The organism is Campylobacter concisus (assembly GCF_015230035.1).
Taxonomy (GTDB): domain Bacteria; phylum Campylobacterota; class Campylobacteria; order Campylobacterales; family Campylobacteraceae; genus Campylobacter_A; species Campylobacter_A concisus_BK.
In genome coordinates, this window is record NZ_JAAKZD010000007.1 from 48,755 (window position 1) to 60,760 (window position 12,006).

The 12,006-nt window shown below is 39.4% G+C and carries 13 protein-coding genes; 3 read left to right on the forward strand and 10 right to left on the reverse strand.

The annotated features are described in order from the left end of the window. Positions 1-118: 118 nt before the first annotated feature. The 6 genes from G6W41_RS05915 to G6W41_RS05940 all read right to left on the reverse strand — a co-directional run bounded on the left by G6W41_RS05915 (position 119) and on the right by G6W41_RS05940 (position 3,452). On the reverse strand, positions 119-1,123 hold the full coding sequence (locus G6W41_RS05915) for a beta-ketoacyl-ACP synthase III (RefSeq protein ID WP_194170928.1): 1,005 nt from the start codon (positions 1,121-1,123) through the stop codon (positions 119-121). A gap of 3 nt (positions 1,124-1,126) precedes the next feature. Beyond that, on the reverse strand, positions 1,127-2,116 hold the full coding sequence (plsX, locus tag G6W41_RS05920) for a phosphate acyltransferase PlsX (protein WP_194170929.1): 990 nt from the start codon (positions 2,114-2,116) through the stop codon (positions 1,127-1,129). Between the two features lie 3 nt (positions 2,117-2,119). Continuing rightward, positions 2,120-2,266, reverse strand: a complete 147-nt coding sequence (gene rpmF, locus G6W41_RS05925) for a 50S ribosomal protein L32 (protein WP_002942540.1) — start codon at positions 2,264-2,266, stop codon at positions 2,120-2,122. Between the two features lie 11 nt (positions 2,267-2,277). Next, positions 2,278-2,637: a hypothetical protein gene (locus G6W41_RS05930; RefSeq protein ID WP_002942543.1), complete on the reverse strand. Its 360-nt coding sequence runs from the start codon at positions 2,635-2,637 to the stop codon at positions 2,278-2,280. Positions 2,638-2,651: 14 nt separating this feature from the next. Further along, a complete protein-coding gene (gene ndk, locus G6W41_RS05935; protein ID WP_194170930.1) occupies positions 2,652-3,065 on the reverse strand; it encodes a nucleoside-diphosphate kinase in 414 nt (137 codons plus the stop codon). 102 nt (positions 3,066-3,167) lie between these two features. After that, positions 3,168-3,452, reverse strand: coding sequence for an NADH-quinone oxidoreductase subunit I (locus G6W41_RS05940; RefSeq protein ID WP_002942606.1), 285 nt, complete (start codon positions 3,450-3,452; stop codon positions 3,168-3,170). Positions 3,453-3,625: 173 nt separating this feature from the next. Between G6W41_RS05940 and uvrA the strand changes: the two genes are divergently transcribed. After that, positions 3,626-6,454, forward strand: a complete 2,829-nt coding sequence (gene uvrA, locus G6W41_RS05945) for an excinuclease ABC subunit UvrA (RefSeq protein ID WP_194170931.1) — start codon at positions 3,626-3,628, stop codon at positions 6,452-6,454. A gap of 126 nt (positions 6,455-6,580) precedes the next feature. On the opposite strand, the gene rpmA is transcribed toward uvrA, so the two are convergent. The 3 genes from rpmA to G6W41_RS05960 all read right to left on the reverse strand — a co-directional run bounded on the left by rpmA (position 6,581) and on the right by G6W41_RS05960 (position 8,234). After that, on the reverse strand, positions 6,581-6,838 hold the full coding sequence (gene rpmA / locus G6W41_RS05950; protein WP_002942569.1) for a 50S ribosomal protein L27: 258 nt from the start codon (positions 6,836-6,838) through the stop codon (positions 6,581-6,583). 11 nt (positions 6,839-6,849) lie between these two features. After that, positions 6,850-7,164, reverse strand: a complete 315-nt coding sequence (gene rplU / locus G6W41_RS05955; protein ID WP_002942523.1) for a 50S ribosomal protein L21 — start codon at positions 7,162-7,164, stop codon at positions 6,850-6,852. Between the two features lie 107 nt (positions 7,165-7,271). Beyond that, positions 7,272-8,234, reverse strand: coding sequence for a hypothetical protein (locus G6W41_RS05960; RefSeq protein ID WP_194170932.1), 963 nt, complete (start codon positions 8,232-8,234; stop codon positions 7,272-7,274). 144 nt (positions 8,235-8,378) lie between these two features. Between G6W41_RS05960 and flhB the strand changes: the two genes are divergently transcribed. Next, entirely contained in the window at positions 8,379-9,452 is a 1,074-nt protein-coding gene (flhB, locus tag G6W41_RS05965; protein WP_002942594.1) for a flagellar biosynthesis protein FlhB, read from the forward strand. Between the two features lie 44 nt (positions 9,453-9,496). Here the strand turns inward: flhB and G6W41_RS05970 are convergent, their stop codons facing one another. Further along, positions 9,497-11,164 carry an anaerobic C4-dicarboxylate transporter gene (locus tag G6W41_RS05970; protein WP_087582132.1) on the reverse strand — a complete coding sequence of 556 codons (1,668 nt, stop codon included), beginning with the start codon at positions 11,162-11,164 and terminating at the stop codon, positions 9,497-9,499. A gap of 333 nt (positions 11,165-11,497) precedes the next feature. Between G6W41_RS05970 and G6W41_RS05975 the strand changes: the two genes are divergently transcribed. Beyond that, entirely contained in the window at positions 11,498-11,929 is a 432-nt protein-coding gene (locus G6W41_RS05975; RefSeq protein WP_242039917.1) for a DUF2809 domain-containing protein, read from the forward strand. Positions 11,930-12,006: the final 77 nt, after the last annotated feature.

The window sequence follows — 12,006 nt, forward strand, 5'->3', positions numbered from 1 at the left end:
AATTTTAATCATTGTAATTTTAATATGCATTTGAAAATGAATGGAAATTTTTAAAAATTCATAGAGGATGTTGTAGAAATTTTATTAAATTTAGAGTTTTGGGTATAGAAGCGGTTAATTACAGATCGCTAAAATTTCTACCGCCAAATTTTAGTATCGCTGAACCCCAAGTAAAGCCACCACCAAATGCATCAAGAAGCAAAACTGAACCATTTTTGATGCGTCCATCCTCGTAAGCATCATTTATCGCCATTGGGATCGAAGCAGAGCTTGTGTTGCCATATTTTGCAACTGTCAAAACGCACTGCTCGTCAGTGAAATTTAGCCTATTTTTTACGGCGTCTATTATCCTGATATTTGCTTGATGAGGTATGAAAAAGTCGATATCTTCGCTTTGCATTTTATTTTCGTGTAAAATTTCTATCACGCTTTTGCTAAGCGTTTGAACCGCTATCTTAAAGACCTCATTTCCGCTCATGTGGATGAAATTCAGCCTATTTTTTAGCGTCTCATCGCTAGCTGGAAATGCACTACCACATCCTGGAGTTATCAAAAGCTCAGCCTGTCTGCCATCGCTTGCAGTGTGGATGTCGATGATCTCGTTTTCTTCGCTAGCGCTTATCACAGCAGCGCCAGCTCCGTCGCCAAAAAGAATGCAAGTGCTTCTGTCAGTGTAATCAACCATCGAGCTTAGTTTTTCGGCTCCTATGATCAAGACATTTTTCTTAGCACCGCTTGTAACAAGGGAATTTGCAAGCTCCAAAAGATAGATAAATCCCGTGCAAGCCGCACTTATATCAAAAGCTGTAATGCCAAAATTTAAACCTAAATTTACAGCTATTTTGCAAGCAGTTGAAGGCATGCAAAGATGATCTGGAGATATCGTAGCGCATATCACTGCATCGATTTGTGATTTTTCAAGGCCTGAGCGTTTTATAGCTAGCTCGGCAGCTTTTGTGCCAAGGTCGCTTGTTATCTCAGTCGTTGCAATGTGTCTTTGCTCTATGCCAGTTCGCTTTACTATCCACTCATCGCTCGTATCGACCATTTTTTCAAAATCAAAATTTGTTAAAATTTTTTCCGGGACATATGACGCAATGGAGATCAATGAAGCTTTTGGCATATTTTACCTTGCAAAGTGTGAAAGTTCTTCTTCTATAACTTTATTTATATTCGAATTAGCAAATTTAATTGCTTGAAAGATTGCATTTTTTATAGCTTTTGAGTTGCTTTTGCCGTGACTTATGATGACGCAGCCATTTACACCAAGAAGCGGAGCGCCGCCATACTCATCGTAGCTGACTTGTTTTTTTAGAGTTTTGAAAACTTTTCTCATAAGCACCGATCCAGCCATAGCAAGGGGTGATTTTTTGACTTGCTTTTTGATGATTTTGCCTATGGCATCAGCGACGCCTTCGCTCGTTTTTAGTAGGATATTTCCCATAAAACCGTCGCAAACCATGACATCAATGCTACCATCAAAAATTTGATTGCCCTCTGCATTGCCAACAAAGCTATCAAGCCTAGAAACTAGTTTAAAGGCCTCTTTGCTGACTTCATTGCCTTTGCTTTCCTCTTCGCCGTTTGACAAAAGACCTACTTTTGGCTCTTTTCTGCCTAAAATTTCTTTTGCATAGGCTTCGCCCATTATGGCAAATTGAAACAAGTGTTCGCTTCTGCAATCAACATTTGCACCAACGTCCAAAACCAAAGTAGCTGTCTCTTTTGAATTAGGCATAAGTGTTGCGATCGCTGGACGAGATACATTTTTTAATCTACCAACTCTTAATGTAGCTAAGCTCATAGTAGCACCGCTGTGACCAGCAGAAACGACAGCATCAACATTTTTGTCTTTTAAAAGCTCAACAGCTTTGTAGATCGTGCTATCTTTTCTTTTTAGCGCGTCTGTTGCTCCGTCAGCCATAGAGATAACTTCTGTAGCTTCTATAAATTCTATATTTTTTAAATAGGGTTGTGGGATGAGTGGTTTTATGGCATTGCTATCGCCAACTAATACAGCTTTAAATTCTGCCTCTTTCAGTGCTTCGATAACGCCATATATTATAGGCTCTGCACCAAAATCACCACCCATAGCATCAATAGCAATGCGAATCATATTTTAGTATTCACCTGTTGTTTTGTTTATGCGGTGAGGCATTTTCCAAGAACCATCTTTGTCTTTTACAGGCACTGGAAGTGTAACTTTGTAATGTGTTCTACGTTTTGCTGCACGAGAATGACTCACTCTTCGCTTTGGTACTGCCATTTTACTCTCCTTTATAAATTTTTACATTTTTCACAATAAAAATAATCGCTCTTAAAAGCTTCTAATTCACTTTCAAAAACTTCTTTTAAATCAATATTGCCATCAAAAAATTCAACCGTATCGCTAAGCTCATTTTCTCTGTCTTTATAGACACCATCACTTAAATTTAGCTCTACGTCCTGATCGATAGGCAACATAAATTCATCACCGCATCGATCGCAAATATATTTTATCTCGCCCTTTATAGTGCCTTGGCATTTTACTAAAAAAGGGTCTTTTCTTTTTAAAATTCCACTAAAAACTAGATCATTGTTTCTTACTAGCTCAAAGTTTATCTCTTTGTTTGCTATTTTAGAAAACGGAATAATCAAATTTTAGTCCAAAATTAGCAAATTTCTCTTGAAGCAAAGAAGAAATTTATCTCATTTATAGCGTTTTCTAGGCTGTCGCTTCCGTGAACTGCGTTTGCGTCAATGCTATCAGCAAAATCAGCTCTAATAGTGCCAGGTGCTGCTTCTTTTGGGTTAGTTGCACCCATTAGCTCGCGGTTTTTAGCAACTGCATTTTCGCCCTCTAAAACCATAACTACAACTGGTCCGCTTACCATAAAATCAACTAGATCGTTGAAGAAAGGTCTATCTTTATGAACTGCATAAAATGCTTTTGCATCACATTTGCTAAGTTTAATTTTCTTTGCAGCTGCGATTCTTAAGCCATTGCTTTCAAATCTATCTATAATCTTTCCAACAACATTTTTCTTAACAGCGTCAGGCTTAATAATAGAAAGTGTTCTTTGCATAAATTTTCCTTAAAATTTAGGTTATTTAAATGAAGTTGGCAATTATATCAAATAAAGCTTAAAAATAAAATAGGCTCAAATTTGAGCCTAAATTTTGTAAATTTATTGGATAACTGGAGTGCTGCCAGTGCGAGCGTCAGCACCAATTTGATCACGTGAAGGTTGTCCTGCTACTACGGCATCCCAAACGATGCAACCATCAGTTGGACAGGCAGATGCACAGGCTGGCTCGTCGTTGTAGCCTACGCACTCAACGCATTTGTTTGAATAAACATAGTATGTATCTGCTCCAGTTGGGTTGTCGCTATCATCAACAATAGCTGAAACTGGGCACTCATCTATGCATGAGCCACAGCTTATGCATATATCGGTTATTTTTACAGACATTTTTTCTCCTTAAATAAAATTTTGGCGTAGAATATCAAAAAAAACTGAAAATGATATAAATATACTCTTAAATTTTCATAGCACGCTTAATTTCTCTAAACTACTTTATAAAGTTTTTATCACTTTTAGACTAAATTTACAGATTAAAATTTTAAAAAGGTCGTATAAATTTAATGAATGATACTATAAAAATTACCGGTGCAAGAGAGCACAATCTTAAAAATTTAAACCTTGAAATTCCTAAAAATAAATTAGTAGTTTTTACCGGTCTTAGCGGCAGCGGTAAGAGCACGCTAGCCTTTGACACGCTCTATGCTGAGGGGCAGCGCAGGTATATGGAGAGCCTTAGTAGCTACGCTAGGCAGTTTTTAGACCGTGTGGGCAAGCCTGATGTTGATAAGATCGAGGGCCTAACGCCTGCAATCGCGATCGATCAAAAGACAACTTCAAAAAACCCTCGCTCAACGGTTGGCACGATCACTGAAATTTATGATTATCTAAGGCTTTTATATGCAAGGGTTGGTGTGCAGCACTGCCATAAATGCGGCAAACCTATCTCAAAAATGAGTGCGAGCGACATCATAAATGAAATTTCAAAGCTCCCACTTGGCGCAAAAGTGATCATCTATGCGCCGCTAGTTCGTGAGAAAAAGGGCACATGGGCGGACTTGATCGAAAATTTACGTCAAAAAGGCTTTGTAAGGGCGCAGATAGATGGCGTGGTGGTGAGGCTTGACGAGGAGATCGAGCTTGCAAAAACGAAAAAACATACGATAAAGGTCATCGTTGATAGGATCGCTATCGACGAGCAAAATCACGAACGCCTTGCAAGCGACGTCGAAAAGGCGCTAAATGAGAGCTTTGGTGAGGTCGAGATAGAGATCGCAAATGCTGACGAGCTTGGCTTAAAAGAGAGTTTTATACACTACAGCGAGCACATGGCTTGTTTTGACTGCAAAATTTCATTTACGCCGCTTGAGCCGCTAAGCTTTAGCTTTAACTCACCAAAGGGCGCCTGCGAGCACTGCGACGGACTTGGTATAAGGTATAGCCTAGATATGAGCAAGATCATCGACGAGGAAAAGTCGATAGAAAACGGCGCGATCAAGCTACTTTACGGTTACAACATGAGCTATTACTATAAATTTTTGCTTGCCTTTTGTGAGCAAAACGGCATCGATATCAAAAAGCCATATTATGAGCTTAGCGAAGATGAAAAGAGGCTCGTTTTATATGGCAACGTCAAGGATGTTGAGTTTTTTTGGAAGCGAAATAAACTACTTAGAAAATTTGACGGAGTAGTTAAAATTTCACACGGACTTTTGAAGGATTATAAGGACTTTGACGAGTATATGAGTGAGAAAATTTGTGACGCTTGCAACGGTCATAGACTAAAACCTCAAAGTCTAGCAGTCAAGGTCGCTGGCCTTGGGCTTGGTGAAATTTTGGATATGAGCATAGAAAACTGCACTGCATTTTTCTCAAATGAGAAAAATTTTACCTATCTTAGCGACTACGACAAGGCGATCGCAAAGCCTATCTTAAAAGAGATCAACGAGAGGCTTTTCTTTTTATACGACGTGGGGCTTGGCTACTTGTCGCTTGGGCGCGATGCTAGGACGATCAGCGGCGGCGAGGCACAGCGCATCAGGATCGCAAGCCAGATAGGAAGTGGGCTCAGTGGCGTCATGTACGTGCTTGATGAGCCAAGTATCGGCCTTCACGAGCGAGATACGTTAAAACTCATAAAAACACTTAGAAATTTACAAGCCAAAGGCAACTCCGTAATCGTCGTCGAGCATGATAAAAAGACGATAGAAGAGGCTGACTATATCGTAGATATCGGCCCTGGAGCTGGTAAATTTGGCGGTAGTGTGGTCTTTGCAGGCACAGCAAAAGAACTTTTGGGTTCAGACACTCAGACTGCACAATACATAAATGGTAAGAAAAAGATCGACTATCAAAAAAATAGAAAAGCTGAGAAGTGGCTCGAAATTTCAAATGTAAATATCAATAATATCTCAAATTTAACCGCTAAATTTCCGCTTAGAAACCTTGTTGGCATCACTGGCGTTTCAGGATCTGGTAAGAGCTCGCTAGTGCTTCAGACCCTGCTTCCAGAGGCACAGGAGCAGCTAAATAGAGCTAAAAAAGTTAAAAAGATAGCTGGGGTAAATTTAAGCGGACTTGAAAATTTAGACAAGGTGATCTACCTAGATCAAAGCCCGATAGGCCGCACTCCACGCTCAAATCCAGCAACTTATACTGGCGTGATGGATGAGATAAGAAATTTATTTGCGCAGACTAAAGAGGCCAAGCTTAGAGGCTATAAAATAGGGCGCTTTAGCTTTAACGTCAAAGGTGGGCGCTGCGAGAAGTGCCAAGGCGAGGGTGAGATCACGATCGAGATGCACTTTTTGCCTGATATCAACGTGGTTTGTGACGTTTGTAATGGTGCTAGATATAACGCTCAGACCTTGGAAATTTTATACAAAGGCAAAAACATCGCCGAGGTGCTAAATATGAGCATAGATGAGGCGGTTGAGTTTTTTAAGGCTGTGCCAAAGATCGCTTCAAAGCTCACCACGCTGCAAGACGTGGGGCTTGGCTACATCACACTTGGACAAAATGCAGTCACACTTAGTGGCGGCGAGGCGCAACGCGTAAAGCTAGCAAAAGAGCTTAGTAGAAGCGACACTGGAAATACGCTTTACATACTTGATGAGCCAACGACAGGGCTTCATTTTGCTGACGTAGATAGGCTTGTAAAGGTGCTAAATCACCTAGTCGATCTTGGAAATTCAGTCTTTGTGATCGAGCATAATATGGATGTCATCAAAAACTGCGACTATATCGTAGATATTGGGCCAGAAGGCGGCGCAAAAGGCGGTAAAGTGATAGCGTGCGGCAGCGTCAAAGATGTAGCTAAAAACTATAAAAAAACTGGCAGCTACACAGGGGAATTCCTAGCGCAAGAGCTTGCTTTATTAAAAGCGAAATAAGATAAATTTATATGGTTTGGTATTTGTCTAAAATGCCAAGCTATATATAAAATTATGTAAGATAAATTAAATTTGTTAAATTTTTGAGTGGATTTAAAAAGAAAAAAGGGGCGAAGGCCCCTGGGATTATGCAGCTGGATAAACAGATACTTTTTTTCTGTTTTTATCAAGTCTTTCAAATTTTACAAAGCCATCGACTAATGCAAAAATAGTGTGATCTTTGCCAAGACCTACGTTGTTTCCAGCGTGAGTTGCTGTTCCTCTTTGGCGGATGATTATATTTCCAGCACGAACGAACTCGCCACCAAATTTCTTAACACCTAATCGGCGTCCGATACTATCACGGTTATTTTGGGTTGAACCTTGACCTTTTTTGTGTGCCATATCTTATCTCCTTAAGCTGCGATACTTACGACTTTTACACGTGTAAATTGTCTTCTAAAGCCGCGTTTTAGTTTTGAGTCTTTACGTCTGCGTTTTTTGTAGATAACTACTTTTTTGTCTTTGCCTTCATTAACGACCTCAAGAACAACTTTTGCACCCTTAACAAATGGCGCACCTACCTTTACTTCGCCGTCGTTTACAGCTAAAACTTCTGTAATCTCAACGGTTGATTTAGCTTCAGCACTAAAGTGATCTAGCTTAAGAAACTCGCCCTCGCTAACACGATATTGCTTACCGCCATGCTTAAATATAGCGTATTTTGACATACTCTACCTTTCTAAAATTTGGTAAGACCAAAAAGCACTTTTTTGCAAAAGATTTATGGAGCTTTATTGGTTGTAAGGTGTGAATATTAGCCAAAAGTTTATAAATTCTACTTTAATGCCCCTGATCTTGTGATCTCATCGGCTAAATTTCTTATCATAGATGTGTGATCTAAGAAAAATGTTTTATCACTTGGCAAATGTGGCTGATATACTAGCGTTTTAGCTACTGGTGCGCTTAAGATCACATTTATCAGTTTAAGCTCAGGCGGAAAAGTAAAATAAAGTTTTGGCTTAGGAATTTCATTTTGAAAGAGCCTCTTTGCGTAAAATTTACTGAAATTTTCATTTTTTGGTAGTTTTATCTCTTTAAAGAGTTCAAGCGGTAAAAAGTAACGCGCTAAGGCGTGAAGTCCGTGCGCGAAAATGTAGAGGCGTTTTTCAAATTTGGGTGAATCTGTCCTGCCAAAAGTGGAGCAAAATTTCTGCAAATGCTCGCTCATAGCGGCCGTATCTTTTTCATGCAGAGCTAGCACAAATTTAACCGCTTCTCTTTCATTTGCCGGCTTTTTAGACTCTGCAAAAGTGCGAGCCTTTTCTAGGGCAGGGGCGAGTAAATTTTCATCTTGCCAAAGCATCGCCGTTAGCAGATCATGCATAACGCATAGAAATTTATAGCCGTTTTTGCTAGGTGGCAGGCCTTTTGGAAAGATGCTTGCCATGCTATCTGTGTCGCCACAAGCGATAGCAAAAAATGCCGGTATGAGCTTCTCGCACTGATCATATCCACCGCTGCATCCTGGGAGTAAATTTAGCTTAGCGTATTGAAAAATGAGATCATTTAGTGCCTCGGCGTCGCCATCAACTAGGCACTTTTCAAGGCAAAAGTCGTAGCGTCTAGCTCTTGAAAAAGAGAGTAATCGTATGAGCTCACATAAAAAGTCGTATTCGTTTAAATTTTTCTCTTTTATTTCAGCGTAAATGCTTGCATACTCGTCTAAAAGTAGCTCTTCGTTGCTTTTTGGCGGTTTTTTAGCTTTAAAAATGTTAAACAAGCTTTCTAAAAATGACATTTTGCGTGCTCCTTAATTTTGCTAATTTTATCCAAAAACGCCTAAAACGGCTTAGTTTTTTTGAATTGCAAAATTTAAATTTAGCGGATAGTTTAACCGCATTTTGGCTATAATCGCCCAAATTTAAGCGAGCTTAGGACAAAGATGGCAGGCGAAGATCAGGAAAAAACCGAAGAAGCGACCCCCAAAAAGATAGAAGACGCCAAAAAGGACGGCAACGTCCCCAAAAGTCAGGATCTATCAGGCTTTGTGACCCTAGTTATTGCTATTGGCGTGCTGCTTGCGATGCTAAATTTTATGAAAGATCAGGTCATCTCGCTTTACATCTACTACTCTAAATTTATCGGTCAGCCACTGACTTTGCCAACGGTAAAAATGATCGTTGTAAATACCTTTGGCAGGGCGCTTTTGATGATATTGCCAGTTTGTATCTGCGTCGCGGTTGCTGGCATAATCGCAAATGTAATGCAGTTTGGTTTTATATTTACCACAAAGCCCATAACGCCAAATTTTGGCAAGATAAATCCGCTAAAAGGGCTAAAAAATTTATTTTCTATGAAAAAGGCGATCGAGAGCGTCAAGATCGTCGTTAAGGTAAGCATCGTCTTTGGCGTTGGATTTTACTTTTTCTTGCAGTTTATAAAAGAGCTTCCGCACACGCTCTTTTTTTCTATGTTTGACCAGCTTGCATGGCTAAAAGAGAAACTAATCATCCTAGTTAGCGTCATGCTTTTTATACTTTTTGTGATCGGTCTTGCTGACCTGCTCATCGTGCGTTTTCAGTATTTTAAAGACCTTCGCATGAGCAAGCAAGAGATCAAGGACGAGTATAAGCAGATGGAGGGTGATCCGCAGGTTAAGGGCAGGATCCGCCAAGCGCAAATGCGTGCTGCCAAGCGCCGTATGATGCAAAACATCCCACAAGCTGACGTCGTCATTACAAACCCAACTCACTACGCCGTGGCGATCAGATACGACAAAAGCCGCGACGAAGCGCCGATAATACTTGCTAAAGGGGTTGATTTCTTAGCACTTCAGATAAAAAAGGTAGCGGTTGAAAACGGAGTGCAAATTTATGAAAATCCACCTCTTGCAAGGGAGCTTTATAGGGTTTGTGAGGTCGATGATACGATACCAGCGCACCTTTTTAGGGCTGTGGCTGAGGTGCTTAGCTTTGTTTATATGAGTAACAAGCAGAAATTTCAAGATAAGCTTTGATGAAGAAATTTCTTGCCACCAAAAGGCAGCAAGAAATTTATCTATTATAGATAGCCAAACGCAGTAGCGAAGATATAGCCAAATATACAAGAGACTATAACGCCGATAAGGCCTGGGAAGATGAAGCTGTGGTTGATAACAAATTTACCAATATGCGTTGTACCACTTCTATCAAACTGAATAGCCGCAAGGTCGCTTGGGTATGTTGGTAGGATGTAGTATCCATAGCAAGCTGGCGCAAAGGCTAGGATTACAGCAGGATTTACATCGATATTTAGTGCTAATGGCACGAACGCAACCAAAGCTGCAGCTTGAGAATTAACAAATTTAGAGATGATAAGTAGCATAACCGCATAGGTCCAAGGGTGCTCTTTTACGATGCCACCTAGTGCTTCTTTCATCATCGGAGTATGCACTGCAAACATAGTCTCAGCCATCCAAGAGATACCAAATACAGCAACAAGAGCGATCATGCCTGATCTAAAGATCTCATTTTTACCGATCTTACTAGCATCTGTTGGAGTAAATATCAAGATGATTGCACCTGTTAAAAGCATGAAAATTTGGATAACATGAACCATGCTTAGACTCTTTGAAGAGGCTAGTTTGTTGCTTATGTTGATATAAGCACCTTGGAATTCCTCTTTTGCACCTTTTTCATTTATATATGTTACTGCACCATCAGCTGTGCGAGTAAGAGTTTGATTTGCATCTTTGCCGATGATTTTGACTGATTGAGCTTTTTGATTTGAATTTAGCTTGTCGTTTGAAACTTTTAGCTCAGCAGCTTCAGTTTGGATGCTGGCGTCTTTTATCTTTAAGGTTTTTAAGACTTTTTGCTCAGTTGGAAGGTTTGCTACTATTTGAACGACTGTTGCGTCTTTATAAGTAGTCCAGCTTGGGCGAAGATCTTTAAAATATCCAAGAAGTGCGACTACAAGGATAGAGCCTAAAAATATCCACATTGCAGCCCATTGGTGCATAGGAAGTTTTTTGCCTAGAAGTGTTGCGCTGTCGCCATAAACGTATTTTTTAAACTCAGGGTCTTGAAGTTTTGCTTGAAAGACTTCGTCTTTATCAAGGTCTTTGCCTCTAAACCAGCTAAAAATTCCTATCGCCAAAACGCCACAAAATGTTGATGGGATAGTGATCTTTAAAAGGTCTAAGTATCCATCAAAGCCAGCTAAGTGAGTTTTAGCATTGATAAGAAAGCTAGTGAGGGTTACAACAGCGACTGAAACTGGGCTAGCGATGATACCCATTTGTGAAGCGATAGAACTTGCAGCCATAGGACGCTCTGGGCGGATGCCATTTTTGATAGCGATATCATAAACGATAGGAAGCACGGTATAAACAACGTGTCCAGTTCCGCATAAAATAGTAAGCGTACATGTTACAAATGGAGCTAGGATACTTACATATTTTGGATTTTTTCTAAGTATGGTTTCTGCTATTTGAAGCATGACATCAAGACCGCCACTAGCTTGAAGTGTAGCACTTGCCACAACGACAGCAAGGATAGTTAGCATAACATCGATGGCAGGCTTACCAGGTTCGATGTTAAATCCAAAAACGAGAACTATAAGACCGATACCGCCTAGCATACCAAGCGCGATGCCGCCTTTTTTAGCTCCGTAGAACAAACAGATAAGGACGATGAGAAGCTGGATAGCAAACTGCACGCCTTCACTTAAATTCATGAGAAAATCCATGAAACCTCCTAAGTTAAATGTAAATTTAATGTTGATTATATCTCTTATGAATTGAGATTAAACTTATATTTTAAGATTAATTTGACAAAAGCGAGAGTTTTGCATTAGATAAAAGCTTGTGTTAGGTGATTTTGGTCTAAATTTCTGCATCACCACCACTCTTTTGAAATTTATAAATTTTACTTTGTATAAACTATAAAATCTAATTTTTTCATACTTTGTTTTTAAAAATTATTAATAAAAAAATTTAAGTTTTATTTTATATAACCCTAAAATATGAGAAGCATTTTTTATCTGTGTTAAAATCCGCGAGATAAATTTAAAAGGATAAATTTGAAAGAAGATGCTAAAGAAGCTATAAATTTGCCTGTAAAAAAAGATGAGTTTAGCCAAAAAAGAAGAGTAGGTTGGGTGGTGACTGGCGTTATTATTTTGTCGATAGAAATTTACATCGCTACCTTTATAAAAGGTGGTTTTATAAGGCACTATATCGGCGATGTGCTAGCTACTGTGATGCTTTATGCGTTTGGGCGAGCTATATTTAGGGTAGCTCCTATAAATTTAGCCATTGTTGTCTTTGCCATTTCACTTTTTATAGAAGCCTTGCAATACCTCAAAATTCTTGAAATTTTAGGTGTCAAAAGCTCAATATTACGGATAATTTTTGGTGGGACATTTGACTGGACGGACATTGTTTGCTACCTGGCTGGTTGCATTTTGGCTTATATGTTTGAAAATTTATCTATGCAAAAAAGCAAGCGCTAAAATTTACCTATTATATGCCGTTTAAATTACAAGATAAAAACAAAGTAAAAATAGGCTAGCTCATTTAAATTTAGATA